Origin of the sequence: Mesorhizobium sp. M0152 (genome assembly GCF_040322415.1) — a bacterium.
GTDB lineage: Bacteria > Pseudomonadota > Alphaproteobacteria > Rhizobiales > Rhizobiaceae > Mesorhizobium.
This window is the reverse complement of the sequence record NZ_JAMYTH010000047.1, coordinates 1-17,843: the sequence shown is the minus strand read 5'-3', so window position 1 is coordinate 17,843 and position 17,843 is coordinate 1. Positions and strand designations below refer to the sequence as shown.

General features: G+C 63.4%; 20 protein-coding genes and 1 pseudogene. 15 read left to right on the top strand and 6 right to left on the bottom strand.

Translation table 11 applies throughout. The features are described 5' to 3' along the window. Positions 1–175 precede the first annotated feature (175 nt). Both NKJ26_RS29235 and NKJ26_RS29230 read left to right on the top strand, forming a co-directional pair. A complete protein-coding gene (locus tag NKJ26_RS29235; RefSeq protein ID WP_027027207.1) occupies positions 176–955 on the top strand; it encodes a Bax inhibitor-1/YccA family protein in 780 nt (259 codons plus the stop codon). Positions 956–1,078: 123 nt separating this feature from the next. Next, positions 1,079–1,651, top strand: a complete 573-nt coding sequence (locus NKJ26_RS29230; RefSeq protein ID WP_352698933.1) for a GNAT family N-acetyltransferase — start codon at positions 1,079–1,081, stop codon at positions 1,649–1,651. 92 nt (positions 1,652–1,743) lie between these two features. Here NKJ26_RS29230 and NKJ26_RS29225 read toward each other — a convergent pair whose 3' ends face one another. Beyond that, the gene (locus NKJ26_RS29225) at positions 1,744–2,130 is read right to left on the bottom strand and encodes a DUF2794 domain-containing protein (RefSeq protein ID WP_352698931.1); all 387 of its coding nucleotides are present in this window, start codon (positions 2,128–2,130) and stop codon (positions 1,744–1,746) included. Positions 2,131–2,632: 502 nt separating this feature from the next. Between NKJ26_RS29225 and NKJ26_RS29220 the strand changes: the two genes are divergently transcribed. Next, on the top strand, positions 2,633–4,018 hold the full coding sequence (locus tag NKJ26_RS29220; RefSeq protein WP_352698929.1) for an NAD(P)/FAD-dependent oxidoreductase: 1,386 nt from the start codon (positions 2,633–2,635) through the stop codon (positions 4,016–4,018). 23 nt (positions 4,019–4,041) lie between these two features. On the opposite strand, the gene NKJ26_RS29215 is transcribed toward NKJ26_RS29220, so the two are convergent. Next, positions 4,042–4,692 carry a DUF1223 domain-containing protein gene (locus NKJ26_RS29215; RefSeq protein ID WP_352698927.1) on the bottom strand — a complete coding sequence of 217 codons (651 nt, stop codon included), beginning with the start codon at positions 4,690–4,692 and terminating at the stop codon, positions 4,042–4,044. Here NKJ26_RS29215 and NKJ26_RS29210 point away from each other — a divergent pair. Next, on the top strand, positions 4,676–4,909 hold the full coding sequence (locus NKJ26_RS29210; RefSeq protein ID WP_352698925.1) for a hypothetical protein: 234 nt from the start codon (positions 4,676–4,678) through the stop codon (positions 4,907–4,909). The two genes, NKJ26_RS29215 and NKJ26_RS29210, sit on opposite strands and share 17 nt — an antisense overlap. Positions 4,910–4,999: 90 nt before the next feature. Then, positions 5,000–5,320: pseudogene (locus tag NKJ26_RS29205) on the top strand (ceramidase domain-containing protein); the annotation flags it as partial. A gap of 106 nt (positions 5,321–5,426) precedes the next feature. Here NKJ26_RS29205 and acnA read toward each other — a convergent pair. Continuing rightward, entirely contained in the window at positions 5,427–8,117 is a 2,691-nt protein-coding gene (acnA, locus tag NKJ26_RS29200; RefSeq protein ID WP_352698923.1) for an aconitate hydratase AcnA, read from the bottom strand. A 284-nt stretch (positions 8,118–8,401) separates the two neighbouring features. Here acnA and ccmA point away from each other — a divergent pair, with 284 nt between their 5' ends. From ccmA to NKJ26_RS29175, 5 genes are all read left to right on the top strand, one after another. Next, positions 8,402–9,010 carry a heme ABC exporter ATP-binding protein CcmA gene (ccmA, locus tag NKJ26_RS29195; protein WP_352698921.1) on the top strand — a complete coding sequence of 203 codons (609 nt, stop codon included), beginning with the start codon at positions 8,402–8,404 and terminating at the stop codon, positions 9,008–9,010. A 55-nt stretch (positions 9,011–9,065) separates the two neighbouring features. Beyond that, on the top strand, positions 9,066–9,731 hold the full coding sequence (ccmB, locus tag NKJ26_RS29190) for a heme exporter protein CcmB (RefSeq protein ID WP_352698919.1): 666 nt from the start codon (positions 9,066–9,068) through the stop codon (positions 9,729–9,731). Between the two features lie 158 nt (positions 9,732–9,889). After that, the gene (gene ccmD / locus NKJ26_RS29185) at positions 9,890–10,057 is read left to right on the top strand and encodes a heme exporter protein CcmD (protein ID WP_027027216.1); all 168 of its coding nucleotides are present in this window, start codon (positions 9,890–9,892) and stop codon (positions 10,055–10,057) included. 2 nt (positions 10,058–10,059) lie between these two features. Next, positions 10,060–10,635, top strand: a complete 576-nt coding sequence (locus tag NKJ26_RS29180; RefSeq protein WP_502903229.1) for a DsbE family thiol:disulfide interchange protein — start codon at positions 10,060–10,062, stop codon at positions 10,633–10,635. Between the two features lie 168 nt (positions 10,636–10,803). Next, positions 10,804–11,166 (top strand): YkvA family protein, encoded by a 363-nt coding sequence (locus NKJ26_RS29175; protein ID WP_352698915.1) that lies wholly within the window; start codon positions 10,804–10,806, stop codon positions 11,164–11,166. 43 nt (positions 11,167–11,209) lie between these two features. Here NKJ26_RS29175 and NKJ26_RS29170 read toward each other — a convergent pair whose 3' ends face one another. Further along, the gene (locus tag NKJ26_RS29170) at positions 11,210–11,818 is read right to left on the bottom strand and encodes a methyltransferase family protein (protein ID WP_352602577.1); all 609 of its coding nucleotides are present in this window, start codon (positions 11,816–11,818) and stop codon (positions 11,210–11,212) included. A gap of 364 nt (positions 11,819–12,182) precedes the next feature. On the opposite strand from NKJ26_RS29170, the gene NKJ26_RS29165 reads away from it, so the two are divergent. Continuing rightward, positions 12,183–12,686: an invasion associated locus B family protein gene (locus tag NKJ26_RS29165; RefSeq protein WP_352602575.1), complete on the top strand. Its 504-nt coding sequence runs from the start codon at positions 12,183–12,185 to the stop codon at positions 12,684–12,686. Between the two features lie 170 nt (positions 12,687–12,856). Here the strand turns inward: NKJ26_RS29165 and NKJ26_RS29160 are convergent, their stop codons facing one another. Further along, positions 12,857–13,156: a hypothetical protein gene (locus NKJ26_RS29160; RefSeq protein ID WP_352608145.1), complete on the bottom strand. Its 300-nt coding sequence runs from the start codon at positions 13,154–13,156 to the stop codon at positions 12,857–12,859. Between the two features lie 370 nt (positions 13,157–13,526). On the opposite strand from NKJ26_RS29160, the gene rlmN reads away from it, so the two are divergent. Genes rlmN through NKJ26_RS29145 form a run of 3 tightly spaced genes read left to right on the top strand, consistent with a single transcriptional unit; the run spans position 13,527 to position 15,681 of the window. Next, on the top strand, positions 13,527–14,759 hold the full coding sequence (gene rlmN, locus NKJ26_RS29155; protein WP_352608143.1) for a dual-specificity RNA methyltransferase RlmN: 1,233 nt from the start codon (positions 13,527–13,529) through the stop codon (positions 14,757–14,759). Further along, a complete protein-coding gene (locus tag NKJ26_RS29150) occupies positions 14,756–15,205 on the top strand; it encodes a hypothetical protein (RefSeq protein WP_352698912.1) in 450 nt (149 codons plus the stop codon). The genes rlmN and NKJ26_RS29150 overlap by 4 nt, the downstream gene beginning before the upstream one ends. Then, a complete protein-coding gene (locus NKJ26_RS29145) occupies positions 15,202–15,681 on the top strand; it encodes a hypothetical protein (RefSeq protein WP_352698910.1) in 480 nt (159 codons plus the stop codon). Before NKJ26_RS29150 ends, NKJ26_RS29145 begins: the two co-directional genes overlap by 4 nt. Here NKJ26_RS29145 and NKJ26_RS29140 read toward each other — a convergent pair. Further along, positions 15,653–16,294: a LysE family translocator gene (locus NKJ26_RS29140; RefSeq protein WP_352698908.1), complete on the bottom strand. Its 642-nt coding sequence runs from the start codon at positions 16,292–16,294 to the stop codon at positions 15,653–15,655. The genes NKJ26_RS29145 and NKJ26_RS29140 overlap by 29 nt on opposite strands. Positions 16,295–16,499: 205 nt before the next feature. On the opposite strand from NKJ26_RS29140, the gene NKJ26_RS29135 reads away from it, so the two are divergent. Next, positions 16,500–17,723: an argininosuccinate synthase gene (locus NKJ26_RS29135; RefSeq protein WP_352698906.1), complete on the top strand. Its 1,224-nt coding sequence runs from the start codon at positions 16,500–16,502 to the stop codon at positions 17,721–17,723. Positions 17,724–17,843 lie beyond the last annotated feature (120 nt).

Sequence of the window (17,843 nt, the reverse complement as noted above, 5' to 3'; positions counted from 1 at the left end):
AAAAAGCCGAAAAACCGGCCCGGGAGCGCCTCACGAAGCATTACACCCGGTTACGGTCTTGTTCTTGACGCGAATAACCATCATATTTCGCCGCAGGCATGCTGGAGCCCTGCCAGCGGCGCCTGGGTCCTGGTGGACCTGACACCGGACGGGGCAGAAGCAATAGAGGACTACAATGGCTGATCCCATTCGCAACTACCAGACGCGCGCCGTGCCCGGCGTCGGCGTCGGTGCCGACATCGATCAGGGCCTGCGCGCCTATATGATCAAGGTCTACAATCTGATGGGGCTTGGCCTCCTCATCACCGGGCTTGCCGCGATCGGCACGATCATGCTGGCCACCACCACCGATCCGGCTTCGGCTGTCGCAACGCTGCCGAGCGGCGAAATGCTGACGTCCTTCGGCTATGCGATCTTCGGCTCGCCGCTGCGCTGGGTGGTGATGCTGGCGCCCTTGGCCGCCGTGCTGTTCCTGTCGTTCCGCGTCCAGTCGATGAGCGTTTCGGCCGCGCAGACGACGTTCTGGGTCTATGCCGGCCTCGTCGGCCTGTCGCTGTCGTCGATCTTCCTGGTCTACACCACGGCCAGCATCTCGCAGACCTTCTTCGCCACCGCCGCGGCTTTCGGCGCGCTGTCGCTGTTCGGCTACACGACCAAGCGCGACCTGACGGCGATGGGCTCGTTCCTGATCATGGGCGTGTTCGGCATCATCATCGCGTCGGTGATCAACATCTTCCTGCAGTCGTCGGCGCTGTCCTTCGCCGTTTCGGCGATCGGCGTGCTGGTCTTCGCCGGCCTCACGGCCTATGACACGCAGAAGATCAAGGAGATGTATTTCGAGGGCGACGCTTCCGATGTCGCCGGCCGCAAGGCCATCATGGGCGCGCTGACGCTCTATCTCGACTTCATCAACCTGTTCATGTTCCTGCTCCAGTTCATGGGCGACCGCCGTTAAGGCCTGATTCGCATCATGGTCTAACTGGACCATCGAGTTTGGAAAGGGCGGCCCAACGGCCGCCCTTTCTTTTTGGGCCGGCATTTGCTGTTGTCCGAGGCAGACAGAAGGCTTGCATAAAGAATGAGCAATATCGTGATACGGGCGGCGACCTCCGCCGACCTTGACACCATCACCGAAATCTACGCCGACGCGGTAAATCACGGCACGGCGAGCTACGAACTGGAGCCGCCAAGTCGTGCCGAGATGGGCAGGCGATTCGACAGTTTGCTGGCCGGCGGCTTTCCCTATCTGGTGGCGGAAAAGGATGGTGCCGTGCTCGGCTATGCCTATGCCGGCGCCTTTCGGCCGCGTCCGGCCTACCGCTTCATCGTCGAGGATTCCGTCTATGTCGCGCCTGCGGCAAAAGGCCAGGGCGTCGGCCTCGAGCTGATGCGAAGCCTGATCGCGGCGGTTGGCGCGGCGGGCTTTCGCCAGATCGTCGCGGTGATCGGCGACGGCCGCGCGGACAGTGCCTCGGTGCGGCTGCACGAAAAGCTCGGCTTTCGTCATTCAGGCCGGCTCGAAGGCTCCGGCTACAAGCACGGGCGCTGGCTGGACACGGTGTTCATGCAGCTGTCGCTGAATGGCGGGGCTTCAGTCCCGCCCGAGCCGGACTCTCTGCCGGAACGGAGATTCCGCGGGGAAATGAACTGAGGAATTGAAGAACTGAAGAATTGAAGAAAACGGCGGCTACACCAGGCGTTGTTTTGCCATTCCTCAATTCCTCAATTCCTCAGTTCCCCAGCTCAGGCCTCGACCAGCTTCAGCTTGCTGTCGAACACACCGAGCACGCGGCCAAGCTCCTGGCCGCGCTTCAAGATGCGACCGCCCGCCGCGACGACGGCAAAGGCGCCTTGCTTGCGAGCCAGTCTCGGATCCTTGACGATCTGGAACAGCGGCACCTCGCTGGCGCGGCGGAAGACGGAAAACACAGCCCTGTCAGTGAGATGATCGATGGCATAGTCACGCCATTCATTGGCGGCGACCATGCGTCCGTAGAGCCGAAGAATCTGGTCCAGTTCACGCCGGTCGAAGCGCACCGGCTGGTCGATGCGCTCGCGCCGAGCCTCGTGCAGTGGGATCAGTATTGCGGATGCGTCCCCATCCTCCGTCCCGCCGCCGTGATCGGTCATGCCTCGATCCTTCAAAAATGAATCTTTGCCAACCAAAGTTGGCGTGTTCGCGGTGGAATTGCAAGGCCGGCGAAGCAGCACGGCGCCGCGCTGTTTCTGCGGCGTCCAGTCACGTTTGTGAAACGCATGTTGGAATTGGTGATGCTTCGCCACATTCTCGCCATTTTTTATCCGCGCTCATGCCCCAATGTCCGACGAATTTAGCGGCGTTGCCTGAGACGGTTCGGTCCGGCACCGGCTCGTAAACCCCAAGCCCCCCGCCCACGGGTCTGCGTCGGATCGAACCAACCTCGGTTTTTCCTCGGAAAAACCAGGTGCGACGATCCCAAAACCTAAATGACCGACGTCAGAAGCAAGCTGGCGTCGGTTTTTTCATGCCTGCATGCGGCTGACGTAAAGCCGATCCTTTGAAGCCGATGGCGCGGTCAGGGATGGCTGGGTGAGACACCCCGTTAGGCCGGGGTGAAAGGCGCGCATCATTTACTCTAGAAAGCCGATCGCAATGCAAGCCAAGCACAATGGCGACGTGTCGTTCTGGTATGCCGACATGGGCGGCGTACCGGCAAGCCGTCCGCCCTTGCCCGGCGATATCGATGCCGATGTCTGCATCGTGGGGGCCGGCTATACCGGATTGTGGACCGCCTATTATCTCAAGAAGGCGCAGCCATCGCTGCGCATCGCCATCGTCGAGAAGGAGTTCGCCGGCTACGGCGCCTCGGGCCGCAACGGCGGCTGGCTTTCCGGCGGCTTCAGCTGGTCGCGCGAGAAATACGCCAAGACCTCGTCGCGCGGCGCCGTGATCGACATGCAGCGCGCCATGCTTGGCACTGTCGAGGAGGTAATCTCGGTCGCCGAGGCCGAAGGCATAGATGCCGATATCCGCCGCGTCGACAACATCACCGTCGCGACCAACCCGGCGCAATTGCAGCGCGCCAGGGCGGAGTATGAGGAGGCGCGGCATTGGGAGGTGCCGGAGGAGAAGCTGGCCTTCATCGGTGCGCAGGAGGCGCGCGAGCGCATCGCCATCGATAATGTGCTGGGCGCCTTCGTCGTGCGCAACGTCGCCCGTGTGCAGCCGGCCAAGCTGGTTCAGGGGCTGGCGACGGCGGTCGTGCGGCTCGGTGTTCCTATTTACGAACAGACGCAGGTGCTGGCGATCGAGAAAGGCAAGGTCACCACCAGCCGCGGCATCGTCCATGCCGAAAAGATCGTACGTGCCACCGAAGGGTTCACGGCCGGCATTCCCGGCTTCGAGCGCCTCTGGCTGCCGCTGAACAGCGCCATCGTGGTGACCGAGCCGCTGCCGCAAAAGCTCTGGGACGCGATCGGCTGGAGCGGCTACGAGGTGCTGGGCGACGCCGCGCATACCTATTGCTATGCGCAGCGCACGCGGGAAGGCCGGATCGCCATGGGCGGCCGCGGCGTACCCTACCGATTCGGCTCGCGCACCGACATCCGGGGACGAACCCAGCAAACGACCATCGACCAGTTGCACGAGATCCTGACCAGATTGCTGCCGCAGACCAGGGGCGTGCGCCTCGACCACGCCTGGTGCGGCACGCTCGGCGTGCCACGCGACTGGTGCACCACATCGGGCTTCGATCGCCAAACCGGCATCGGCTGGGCGGGCGGCTATGTCGGGCTCGGCGTTTCAAGCTCGAACCTGTCAGGACGTACCTTGCGCGACCTCGTTCTTGGCCGCGACACCGAGCTGACCCGGTTGCCCTGGGTCAACCGCACGGTGAAGAAATGGGAGCCGGAGCCGCTGCGCTGGCTTGGCGTCCATTCCATGTACCAGCTCTATCGCATCGCCGATCAGCGCGAGGCGAAAGGCCTTGGGCGGACATCGCGCCTCGCCGCCTTCGCCGACCGCCTGACCGGCCACTAACGCATTGAAGCAATGCCAGGGAATCAGGGCTTGTAAATGAGAGCGGCGCCGAGAATGGGCCCGGGCATGCCGTCCTTGCCGACCGACTGCAAGAGCACGGCGCTGCCGCCCTTCTTGGAAATCTCGCTCAACGGCAATTCGTAGCGCTGCGCCCTGCCATGCCACATGCCGGCGGCCTGGATGCCCGTCACCGCGTTCCAATAAGTCATCTTGTGGCCGTTGTTCTCGCCTTGTCCGACCTGGATCGTCTGCGGCGGGTCGAAATAGACGATGACGACATGGGCATCGCTGGGTCCGGTTCCGGCCCCGCCGGTGTCGATGATCACGCGATCGCTGGTGCGGCTGACGTTGATGCCGACACGCATGCCTTCACCGGCCTTGGCCATGCGGGCGAGCGCGCCTTCGACCTCGCCGCGATTGGCACCGTTGACATGGGCGCGACCATTGATGACCGCCTGCGGCGTGTAGACGGAGCGGCTGCCGAAGGCACGCATATAGTCATATTGGCGCTCGGTGTTCTCCTTGCGGCCCAGCGTGTCATGCCAGCCGAGATAATCCCAGTAGTCGACGTGATAAGCCAGCGCGACGATGTCTTCCTTGGCGGCAAGCTCGGCGAAGAGGGCATCGGCCGGCGGACAGGAATTGCAGCCTTGGCTGGTGAACAGTTCAACCACGCCGAGCGGCCTTGCCGGTTTTTCAGCCCGCATCCTCTCGGACCCGGCGGCATTCCCGGCCCCAGCAAACGCCGAGAAGGCCAGCGCAACGGCTGCCAACCACAGTGATCTTCGCGAAGCCATGACCATTCCGATTCCCGCCGGTGGCGCCGGCTTTTTTCTGATTGCTGAAATATGTGGCAGAACCGGAAGTCAACGGGAAGTCACGTTGCGGTGAAATTTTGTCGTTGCAGCCGCAGGTAAGGGCGCAATAGGAGAGGACACTGCATTTCATCGCGCGGTTCGATTTGGGGATGGCATCATCGTCATGTGGCAAACTCTCCTGACCCCGATCGATCTCTATTGCGAGCGAACCGGCCCGGGACTTTGGGCAGAGCCGGCCAATGCTTTGACCAACCTGGCTTTCATTGCCGCGGGATTATGGGGCGTGCGGGAAGTGCGGCGGCTGCAAGCCGGCACCTTCGCCGAGCTGCTGGCCTGGTGGGTGGTGGCGATCGGCATCGGCTCGACGATCTTCCATACCTTTGCCACCAGGGGCACGGTCTGGGCCGACGTGCTGCCGATCGCCGGCTTCACGCTGGCCTACACGCTGTTCAACCTGCGCCGGTTCCTCGGCATGAAATGGGGCGCCGAAGAGGGCAGTAGGGCAGTAGGGCAGTAGGGCAGTAGGGCAGTAGGGCAGTAGGAGCTACCTTCCTTGCCCTACTCCCCTACTCCCTTATTCCCTTGCTGCTTTAAGCAGCCAGATCGCGCAGCACGTACTGCAGAATGCCGCCGTTCTTGAAGTAGTCGAGCTCATCCAGCGTATCGATGCGGCAGATGATCGGCACATTCTTCACCGTGCCGTCGCCGCAGGTGATCTTGGCAATCATCTTCTGGCGTGGCTTGATGGCATCCAGCCCGTCGATCTCGACCAGCTCGTCGCCCTTGAGGTTGAGCGAGGCCCACGAAGTGCCTTCCTCGAAGACAAAGGGGATGACGCCCATGCCGACCAGGTTCGAGCGATGGATGCGCTCGAACGACTGCGCGATGACCGCGCGGACACCAAGGAGATTCGTTCCCTTGGCCGCCCAGTCGCGCGACGAGCCGTTGCCGTATTCGACGCCGGCGAAGATGACCAGCGGCACGCCTTCCTTCTTGTACTCCATCGCGGCGTCGTAGATCGATTCCTCTTCCTTCGACGGGTAGTGGATGGTGTAGCCGCCCTCGCGGCCGTTCTCGCCCAGCATGTGATTGCGGATGCGGATGTTGGCGAAGGTGCCGCGCATCATCACTTCATGATTGCCGCGCCGCGTGCCGTACTGGTTGAAGTCGGCGACGCCGACGCCATGGTCGGTGAGATATTTGCCGGCCGGCGAGGCCGCCTTGATCGAACCCGCCGGCGAAATGTGGTCGGTGGTGATCTTATCGCCGAACAGGCCAAGCACGCGCGCGCCCTTGATGTCGCCGATCTTGCCGAAACCGGCGGTCATGCCGGCGAAATAGGGCGGGTTCTGCACATAGGTCGAATTGTCGTCCCAGGCATAGGTCTGGCCTTCCGGCGCCTTGACGTTCTGCCAGTACTCGTCGCCCTTGAAGACGTCGGCATATTTGCGGGCGAACAGCTCGCGGGTGACGTTCTTCTCGATGAACTCCTGGATCTCGGCCGAACTCGGCCAGATGTCCTTGAGGTAGACCGGATTGCCGTTTCTGTCTTCGCCGAGCGGCTCCGTGGTCAGGTCCCTGGTGACGGTTCCGGCGAGCGCATGCGCCACGACCAGCGGCGGCGAAGCGAGATAGTTCGCCTGCACGTCGGGCGAGACGCGGCCTTCGAAGTTGCGGTTGCCGGACAGCACCGCGGCAGCGATCAGACCCTTGTCATTGATGGTCTTGGAGATCGGCGCCGGCAGCGGGCCGGAATTGCCGATGCAGGTGGTGCAGCCGAAGCCGACCAGGTTGAAGCCGATCTGGTCGAGCTCCTTCTGCAGGCCGGATTTCTCGAGATACTCGGCGACCACCTGGCTGCCCGGCGCCAGCGAGGTCTTCACCCACGGCTTCTGCTTCAGGCCCAGGCGGTTGGCGTTGCGGGCGAGCAGCCCGGCGCCGATCAGCACGCTCGGGTTCGAGGTGTTGGTGCAGGAGGTGATGGCGGCGATGACGACGTCGCCATGGCCGAGATCATGACCGGTGCCTTCGACGGCATAGCGCCTGGAGATTTCAGCCGCCTTTTTGTATTCGGTCTCCATCGCCTTGACGAAGCCAGCCGGAATGCCTTCGAGCGCGACGCGGCCCTCGGGGCGCTTGGGGCCGGCCATCGACGGCACGACCTCGCCGAGATCGAGTTCGAGCAGGTCGGTGAACACGGGGTCCGCCGAACCCTTGTCGCGCCACATGCCTTGCGCCTTGGAATAGGCCTCGACCAGCGCGATGCGGCTTTCCTCGCGGCCGGACATGGTCAGGTAGCGGATGGTCTCCGAATCGACCGGGAAGAAGCCGCAGGTGGCGCCATATTCGGGCGCCATGTTGCCGATGGTGGCGCGGTCGGCCAGCGTCATGTTGGAAAGGCCGGGGCCGAAGAACTCGACGAACTTGCCGACGACGCCCTTCTTGCGCAGCATCTGGGTGACGGTGAGCACGAGATCGGTTGCCGTGACGCCTTCCTTCAGCTTGCCGGTGAGACGAAAGCCGATGACCTCGGGCAAAAGCATGGAGACAGGCTGGCCGAGCATGGCCGCCTCGGCCTCGATGCCGCCGACGCCCCAGCCGAGCACGCCAAGGCCGTTGATCATCGTGGTGTGCGAATCGGTGCCGACGCAGGTGTCGGGATAGGCCGATATTTCGCCGTCTTCGGTGTTGGTCCAGACGACCTGGCCGAGATATTCGAGATTGACCTGGTGGCAGATGCCGGTGCCGGGCGGCACGACGCGGAAGTTGCGGAACGCCTGCTGGCCCCATTTCAGGAACTTGTAGCGTTCCTCGTTGCGCTCATATTCAAGCTCGACATTGCGAGCGAAGGCCATCGGCGTGCCGAACTCGTCGACGATGACCGAATGGTCGATGACGAGGTCGACGGGAACCAGTGGGTTGATCTTCTGCGGATCACCGCCCAGCGAGGCCATGGCATCGCGCATGGCCGCAAGGTCGACCACGGCCGGAACGCCGGTGAAATCCTGCATCAGCACGCGAGCCGGGCGATAGGCGATCTCGACGCCGGCGGTGCCCCTGTCGGTCAACCAGCCGGCAACCGCCTGGATGCTGTCCTTGGTGACGGACCGGCCGTCCTCGTTGCGCAACAGGTTCTCCAGCAGCACCTTCATCGAATAGGGCAACTGGGCAATACCGGTGAGGCCGTTCTTCTCGGCCTCGATGAGATCGAAATAGACATAGTCCGCGCCGCCCGCGGTCAGGGTGCGGCGGCAATTGAAACTGTCGAGGGATTTTGACACGTGCGATCCGTCCTTGTCTGTTCAGCCTGAAAGGGAACGGACGCCGATGGCATGCAATCACGCGCAAAGGTGCGGGTACGGCCATTTCCGCTGTCCGCTCCCAAGCAACCCGAGCCGTTCAAGGCGGCGCGTGCGCTGGTTCGGCGCTAATTCTGATCCCGTGCCGACCGCTGGCACGGATGCACCGCATATAGAGAATTTTCTGGAATAGTTCTAGACAGTTAAAAAGCAAATTTGTGCGATGCGGCAGCCGCCGCGACGCACTGGTTCCAGGGCAGGCAGGAATGCGGCTTATCGCCGAAAATCTAGGCGGCGAACGCGGCGGCGAGACGGTGTTTTCCGGCATTGGCTTTGCCCTCGATCGGGGCCAGGCGCTTGTCGTGACCGGGCCGAACGGGTCAGGCAAATCGACCTTGCTCAGGATCGTCGCCGGACTGCTGCCGAAGGCTGAGGGCCGCCTGCTGATCGAGGGCGGGGGTGATGAATTTCCGTCGATCGCCTCGGCCTGCCACTATCTCGGCCACCAAAACGCGATGAAGACGGCGCTCAGCGTTACGGAAAACCTGCGCTTCTGGCGCGACTTCAACGGCCGTGGATCCGTCGGCGTCGAAGCGGCGCTGGAGACCGTCGGGCTTGATGGCATCGGCCACCTGCCGTTCGGCTATCTCTCGACCGGGCAGCGGCGCCGCGCGGCGATCGCCAAGCTTCTGGTCAGCCACCGGCCCTTGTGGCTGCTGGATGAGCCGACGGCCGGGCTGGACAAGGCTTCGGAGGCGCGGTTTGCGGGGGCGATGGCGAGGCATATCGAGGACGGAGGGATCGTGCTTGCGGCCACGCATCTGCCGTTGGGATTGGAAGGGGCGCGGGGATTGGTGATGGGAGAACCCGTTTGATGTCGGCGCCCTACGGCGCGACAGAACGCCTCCCTCAACAAAGGACCACATCCTGATGTGGTCCCTTTTCCTCCGCGATATCCGCCTCAACATCCGCGCCGGCGGCGGCGCATTGACTGGCGTCATCTTCTTCCTCGCCGTGATCGCCACCATTCCGTTCGGCGTCGGGCCGGACCTCAAGCTGCTTGCCCGCATCGGACCGGCGATCCTGTGGGTCGGCGCACTGCTTTCCTGCCTGCTCGGGCTCGACCGGCTGTTCCAGGCCGACCGAGAGGACGGCTCGCTCGATCTTTTGGTGCTCGGCAACGACCGGCACATGCTGGCGCTGACTGTGCTGGTGAAATGCCTGGCGCATTGGGCCGGCAGCGTCTTGCCGCTGGTGGTCGCTGCGCCCCTGCTTGGGCTGTTCATGAACATGGAGCCGCTCGCCATCGGCGCAACGGCGCTGACGCTGCTGGTCGGCACGCCGGCGATCACCTTCATCGGGGCGGCCGGTGCGGCAGTGGCGGTGGCGCTGCCGCGGGGCGGGCTGCTGATCTCGGTGCTGGTGCTGCCGCTGACGATACCGGTGCTGATTTTCGGCGTTTCGGCGAGCTATGGCGCGACCGCCAATCCCGATCCGTTTCTGCAGCCCTTCCTCATTCTTGCCGCGCTGACGCTGTTTCTTAGCGTGCTGGGGCCGGTATCGGCGGCGCTGGCGCTGCGTCATGGAACGGATTGAGCGATATCAAGGCTGGTCGCCGCGTGGCGACGGTATAAGCCCGCCGGCTGCGGCGCGGCGGCCGATTGCGAAGCGGCGCAGGCGCCGTTAAGGGAAGGTATGATCGAGCAAGGCGGAAGGATGCGGCTGGAGAGAAGGGTGTCGAGGGAGCGGCAGGCATGAGCGCGCATGCACTCTACGTTACCGCTGCTTACGCGATCACCGCCGTGGCATTGGCCGGGCTGATCGGTTGGATCCTGCTCGACCAGCGCGCGCGGAAGCGCGAACTCGCCGAACTCGAAGCGGCCGGCGTTCGCCGCCGGTCCGACAAGGCGGCCCAATCATGAGCATGGAAACGGAAACGCCGTCGCCGACCCGTCGCCGCCTGTTCGTGCTTTTGCCGCTGCTGATCTTTCTCGGCCTGGCGGGCCTGTTCCTGTCGCAGCTTCTGTCGGGGCGCGACATTTCGGAGGTGCCGTCTGCGCTGATCGGCTTGCCGGCGCCGCAGACCAGCCTGCCGGCGCTGGAAGGCTCAAACCTGCCGGGGCTCGATTCGAAAGCCTTCGCCGGCAAGGTCACGCTGGTCAACGTCTTCGCGTCATGGTGCGCGCCATGCCGCGAAGAGCACCCGGTGCTGCTGGGCCTGGCGCAGGACAAGCGGTTCGTGATGGCGGCGTTGAACTACAAGGACCAGCCGGAAAACGCCCGGCGCTTCCTGGGCGATCTCGGCAATCCCTTCCAGGCAATCGGCGTCGATGAAGCCGGCCGCGTGGCGATCGACTGGGGCGTCTACGGCGTGCCGGAAACTTTCGTCATCGGCAAGGACGGCAAGATCGCCTACAAACATGTCGGCCCGCTGACGCCGGACTCGGCGCGGACGCTGCTGCTGCCGCAAATCGAGAAGGCGCTAGCGGCATCCGACTGACGTGCGGCGACACGGATGGTCTTGGCTCCGCCATGGGTTAGTGAAGCAAACTGGTCCGATTTTTCCGGGCCGAGAACGGCTCGCATCTTGTAGGGGAGCGGTGCTTTCACCACATTTTGCCTCGCGGGCGTGCGCCAGGAGGCGCTTGAGCCGCGCGAGGAGAGGTTGATGGCGCAAAGACCCGGGTTCGATTTCTTCGGCTTTGGCGACAGGCTGGGCGGGGAGAGCGAAGTGCGCGAGAAGTTCTGGCGCACCGCCAAAAGGGCCGCGCGGCAGATTCCGTTCATGGAAGACGTCGTCGCCGCCTATTACTGCGCCATGGACAAGAACACGCCGCTGCGCGCGAAGGGCATCCTGGTGGCGGCGCTCGGCTATTTCGTCCTGCCGGTGGACCTCATCCCCGACTTCGTGTTGGGACTTGGCTTCACCGACGATATCGCTGTGCTGACCGCCGCGATCACGGCCGTCCGCGCTCACATTACGCCGGCGCATCGGGAGGCTGCCAGGAACGCCATTGCCGACAAGGGCTGAGCCGGTGCGGTGGAAGGATTGGACGAGGGCTCAGCTCTGCCGTTCAGACCCACCGCCGCACCCGGGCCTTATAGGCATGATAAGCATCGCCGAATTTCCGCTCCAGATAGTGCTCTTCCCGCGCGATGACGCCGGCATTGATCACCCACAGCAGCGGGACGACCAACACGATGGCCCAAAAACTTCCGGCCGCGACGCCCAATCCCAAATAGACAAGGGTCGCCCCCAGGTAAAACGGATTCCTGGTTCGGCGGTAGATGCCGTCGACAACCAGCGCCGTCGTCGGCAGGGTCGGTGGGATATTGGTGCCGGCGGCGTGAAAGCGCCCCGCCGCCATGAAGATGATGACAAACCCGCACGCCGCGAGCACGGCCCCGCCCAGATAGCGGGCGGGCGCCTGTGCAGCCAGGACCGGGAGCGGAATGACCGTCTCTAGAACCACTGCCACCACCAGGAAGCCGAGAAAGATCAAAGGCGGCAGCGCAATGACCCCGGCCACATCCGGTGCGCGCGATCCGCTCTCCCCATCATCCAGTCGCGGCATCGCCGCAGCACCGGCGGCCGCTGCCCGCATGGCAACACGAATGCCGAACGCGATCGACAGGACGACAACGCTGCCCGCCAGTATCAGGACCGTCTCGGAAATGGCCATGACCCAATCTCCCATACGCTGCCGATGAGGCTGCCCAGGCTGGACGCCTTGGAAGTGCCTTGGATACGAACATGGGCATCCTACCGCCTGGAGGGAAATTCGTCACGTGTCTCGGAAGTTAGGATGGCCGCGGGGCACGGTTGAAAAGTCAAACTCTTGCCGCTTTCGTGGCCTCCAAGTCGCCGAAGGGACGTCGCGCCAGCCGCTTGCAAGGCGGCGGCGCGGGAATGGTGGCGGTTTCCTGGGGTGCAGGTCCTTTTCTCAAAGGAAATTCACCGTTTGGTAACCCAGATTAAATCAAAATGAAGCGACGGGCAGGACGCAAGGCGGCCCGCCTCCGCACCTTTGGAATACGGGAAAAGCGATGCGCGGATTGATTGCTATAGTTTCGAGCCTGGCCCTGATGGCCGCGGCGGCGCCGGCGCTGGCGCAGTCGGCGACCAAGATCGGCCAGCACAATGCCTGGGGCACCTACAGCTACCAGGCCTCGGGCGGCAAGGTCTGCTATGTCCTGACCGTGCCGACCGACAAGCAGCCGCCGACGCTCGACCACGGCGACATGTTCTTCTTCGTCAGCCAGCGGCCAGGCCAGCAGGTCTCCTACGAGCCTCAGTTCATCGCCGGCTACAACTTCCAGGAAGGCTCCAAGGCCACCGTCACCATCGACAAGAAGACGTTCTCGATGTTCACCCGCGGCAAGTCGGCCTGGGTCGAGAACGCCGCCGAGGAGCCGGTGCTGATCGCCGCCATGAAGACCGGCAGCGACATGAAGGTTTCCGCGAAGTCCGGCCGCGGCAACCCCACCTCCTATGTTTTCTCGCTGAAGGGCATTTCGGCGGCGCTGACGTCGATCGCCAAGTGCAAATAGGCGAAACTTCGTCTTGACTGACAGGCCGGGCCGCAAAGCCCGGCCTTTTGTTTTCAGCCCTGGTCTGGTTCCGGCGCGGCTTCCGCCCGACGCCGCCAGGTCGCCTCGCCGGCAAAGTTTGCGCTCAGGATGTTCCCGCCGGCTTCTCAGCCGGCGGGAGGCTCAGCTTCTCACATAGCCATTTTTTCGCACTCGGCCTGGGCCTTCTTGGTCGACGTGTCGATCATATAGGCTTTGCCCTTGGCGTCGGTCATCATCATCATGCAGTGCTTGATCGGCTTGGCCATCTTCATCATCTCGGCGCTCATCTTCGCGTCCGGCTTCATGGTGCCCATATGTCCGTCCGGCATGATCGCCGTCACCTCCCCACCTTTCATCATGGTCATTGTGCCCATTGTGTCTTCGGCAAATGCCTGCGAGGCGGAAAGGGCGACGACGCCGGCGATGACGGCGAGCTTGATCGAATTCATTCTGCGTACTCCCATTTTGTAAGGGCATGGTCGCCCCATTCAGACTTCGAAGCAGGAATGGGAATTGTTACGACAACACGACTATGTGATCGGATCTACGCGGCGGGAAGACAGGGCGCGTGGCTGCCAGCTGTCGTAGCGGGCTGTTCTGGTGCGGCAAACAAGCGGGTCCGGGAACGGCTCCGTTCGACCGCCGAGACCGTCCGTCGACCAGAACATTCGCGATCAATGCGTTGCCGGCACACAGGCCCGGCGTATGGGGGTTGTGGTCCCACCGGCATGACTCTACCCGCAAGCTGTGCTATGCGCCGCACTTCATAACCGGCACGATCGATGAAATCGGCCGCAAACGGCTTATATCTGTGCAACCATGACCCTTTCCTTCGATCTCACCGCCGATGGTGCCCGTGACGCGTTGCGCGCCCGTGCTGCGCCCGAAAAGCCGTCGCTGATCGGCCTGACGCGGGCCGAGCTTGGCGAGGCCCTTGTCGCCTCGGGTATCGTACCGGAGCGCCAGGCCAGGATGCGCGCCCAGCAGCTCTGGCACTGGATGTATGTGCGCGGCGTCTCCGACTTCGCCGGCATGCTCAACATCTCCAAGGATCTGCGCGTCGAACTGGACAAGCATTTCACCGTCGCCAGGCCCGAGGTCGTCGAGGAACAGATTTCCGCCGACGGCACGCGAAAGTGGCTGTTTCGCTTTCCGCCGCGCGGCGCCGGCAGGCCGGTCGAGATCGAGACCGTCTATATTCCCGAGGAAGGCCGCGGCACGCTCTGCATCTCCTCGCAGGTCGGCTGCACGCTGACTTGCTCGTTCTGCCATACCGGCACGCAGAAGCTTGTGCGCAATCTGACGGCGGAGGAGATCCTCGCGCAGTTGCTCACTGCCCGCGACCGGCTCGGCGACTTTCCCGCCCGCGATACGCCCGACGGCGCCATCGTGCCGGCCGAGGGCCGCAAGGTTTCCAACATCGTCATGATGGGCATGGGCGAACCGCTCTACAATTTCGAGGCGGTGAAGAAGGCACTGCTGATCGCCTCCGACGGCGATGGTCTTTCCCTGTCGAAGCGCCGCATCACGCTGTCGACCTCGGGCGTCGTGCCCGAGATCTTCCGCACCGGCGAGGAGATCGGCGTCATGCTGGCGATCTCGCTGCACGCCACCAATGACGATCTGCGCGACCTTTTGGTGCCGATCAACAAGAAGTATCCGCTGAAGGAACTGATCGCCGCCTGCCGCGCCTATCCCGGCCTGTCGAACGCCAAGCGCATCACCTTCGAATATGTGATGCTGAAGGACGTCAACGATTCGATCGAGGACGCCAAGGCGCTGATCAAGCTGCTCAAGGGCGTTCCGGCCAAGATCAACCTGATCCCGTTCAACCCGTGGCCGGGCACCAACTACCAGTGCTCGGACTGGGAAACGATCGAGAAATTCGCCGACTACATCAACAATGCCGGCTATGCCTCGCCGATCCGCACGCCGCGCGGCCGCGACATTCTCGCCGCCTGCGGCCAGCTCAAGTCGGAATCGGAACGCATGCGCAAGGTCGACCGGCTGGCGCTGGAAGCGATGATGATCGCGGGGCACGGCGAGGCGTGAAGCGCCTCCTGGCCTGGCCGAAGCGGCTTGCCATCATAGCCATCGGCTATATCGCCGCCGTGCTTACCTCGGTCCTGGTCCCTGTGTTGCTTATCGTCCTTCTGGAAGGGATCGAAGGCGGGGGCTGGTCCATGGTCTTCGAATTCGACTGGCTGGTTTCCTTCCCGCTCGCCGTGTTGACCGTGGCGGTCTGCGCGCTGTTGATCGTCGGCCCGGCGATCTTTCTCGCCGAGCGGTTGTCGCTTCGAAAATGGTTTTATTTCGCGGTGACGGGTGCGATCACATCCACCGCATTTGGTGTCTCCAGCCCGCGCTCGGCCGGAGGGTTTATTTTCAATCCGGGCTTTCTCGGTTTTCTGGCGACGGCCGGCATTGCCGCCGGTTCGGTCTACTGGCTTCTGGCCGGACGCAATTCCGGCCATCTCACGCGCCGGGATCGGCAATGAACCGCCTCGTCGCCTATCTCATCCGCCTTGCAGTCATCCTGCTCGGCTATGCCGTCGCCTCGCTGGCGGCGAGTGCTTTCCTAAACGTCCTATTCCTGGCCTCGCTCGGCTACATGCCGCAGAACGCGCATCCGGCCGCGACGGCTTCGCTGTATTTCTCGGTTCCCTTCGTCGCTCTGTTCGTCGCCTATTCCGCCTTCATGCCGGCGACGATCGTCATCCTGGTCGCCGAGCTGCTCGGCCGGCGCGACTGGCTGTTCTATGCACTGGCCGGCGCGGTGGTCGCGGCCGTTTTCCTCGGCCTTGTCGACCACGCCGGCGACTCCACCTTCGCGGTCAGGGACACCAGCGCCATGATGGCGGTGATCGGCGGCGGCATGATCGGCGGAATCTTCTATTGGCTCAGCGCCGGGCGCTGGGCCGGAAGCTGGTGGGACGGGAAGGCTCCTATTTCGCCTGGGCCGTCAGGATCTTGAGCGCGAAGGCCGAAAACACGCCGGCAAAGAGATAGTCGACCGCCCGCGTGACGCGCGGGCTGGCCTTCATCGCCGCCGAGAACTTTTCCGCCGCCAGCACCATCGGTGCCGTCACCGGGATCGCCAGTACGATGAACATGCCCCCAAGGAAAAACAGTTTTCCCGGCGCGTTCGGGTCATGCGCGGAGACGAATTGCGGCAGGAAGGTCATGAAGAACAGGATGATCTTCGGGTTCAGCAGATTGACGCCTAGCCCCGCCGCCCAGCTGCGCAGAAGCGAAATCCGGGGTCCCATCTTTTTCTCAGGCGAAAAAGCCGAGCCCTTGGCGATCGCCTGCAAGGCCAGGAAGACGAGATAGCCGGCGCCGAAGATCTTCAGCACGAGGAAGGCCATCGGCGAGGCGACGATCAGCGCCGAGACGCCGACCACCACCAGCGTGGTGTGGATCAGCGTGCCGCACAGCGCGCCCGCCATCGAGGCGAAGCCGGCGGCGCGGCCCTGGCTCAGCGTGCGCGAGACGAACAGCGTCATGTCGGGGCCAGGCGTGATCGCCAGGATAACTGTGGCGATGGCGAACTGGATCAGCGTGGTGGCGTCTGGGATGAAGGACATGGCAGGCCTTTTGGCTCGGGAACACCCGCCTATAGACGATGCCGCCCATCCTTGCCAGCATCGGGCGACAAGAGGACTGATCCAGCTCTCCTCAATCGTCTGTCACGCCACCGTCTCGTTGGGCCGAGCCGCGTTCATCTCTTGCGTTAGCCGGAAACGGCGTGATACCTCGCCCGCCGAGAACTCCTGTCGCGGAACAGCCAAAATGTCAAAAGCCAAAGACGTCAAGAAGGTCGTGCTCGCTTATTCCGGCGGCCTCGACACATCCATCATCCTGAAATGGCTGCAGACCGAACTCGGCGCCGAAGTCGTCACCTTCACCGCCGATCTCGGCCAGGGTGGCGAACTCGAGCCGGCCCGACGCAAGGCCGAGATGATGGGCATCAAGGACATCCGCGTCGTCGACGTGCGCGAGGAATTCGTCGCCGACTTCGTCTTCCCGATGTTCCGCGCCAACGCCGTCTATGAAGGCACCTACCTGCTCGGCACCTCGATCGCGCGGCCGCTGATCTCGAAGCACCTCGTCGAGATCGCCAGGGAAACCGGTGCCGACGCGATCGCGCATGGCGCCACCGGCAAGGGCAACGATCAGGTTCGCTTCGAGCTTTCGGCCTATGCGCTAAACCCCGACATCAAGGTCATCGCGCCATGGCGCGACTGGTCGTTCAAGTCGCGCACGGACCTGATCAAATTCGCCGAACAGCACCAGATTCCGGTGCCGAAGGACAAGAAGGGCGACGCGCCGTTCTCGGTCGACGCCAATCTTCTGCATTCGTCTTCCGAGGGCAAGGTGCTGGAAGACCCGTGGAGCGAGCCGCCGGAATTCGTCCATCAGCGCACCGTCTCGCCGATGGACGCGCCCGACAAGGTCACCGAGATCGAGATCGAATTCCTCAAGGGCGACCCGATCGCGCTCGACGGCAAGAAGCTGTCGCCGGCAACCATGCTGGCGGCGCTCAACGATCTCGGCCGCGACAACGGCATCGGCCGGCTCGACCTGGTCGAGAACCGCTTCGTCGGCATGAAATCGCGCGGTGTCTACGAGACGCCCGGCGGCACCATCCTGATATCGGCGCACCGCGCCATCGAATCGATCACGCTCGACCGCGGTGCCGCGCACCTCAAGGATGAGTTCATGCCGCGCTATGCCGAGCTGATCTACAACGGCTTCTGGTTCGCGCCCGAGCGGCTGATGCTGCAGGCGATGATCGACAAGAGCCAGGAAGACGTCGAGGGCACGGTGCGCCTCAAGCTCTACAAGGGCAATGTCATGGTGACCGGCCGCAAGTCGAAGAAGACGCTCTATTCCGACGCGCTGGTCACCTTCGAGGACGATCGCGGCGCCTACGACCAGAAGGATGCCGCCGGCTTCATCCGCCTCAACGCGCTGCGGTTGAGGACGCTTGCTGCGCGAGGCCGCAACAAATAAGTCGGATGCGGCTGTCAACGCCTGAAACTCAACGGCTAGCCCGGATATCTCACACAGTTGAAGTGCATCGGGGCTCCGAATCAAGGAAAATGCTTCTGCGACAAAGACTTACCTTGAGCA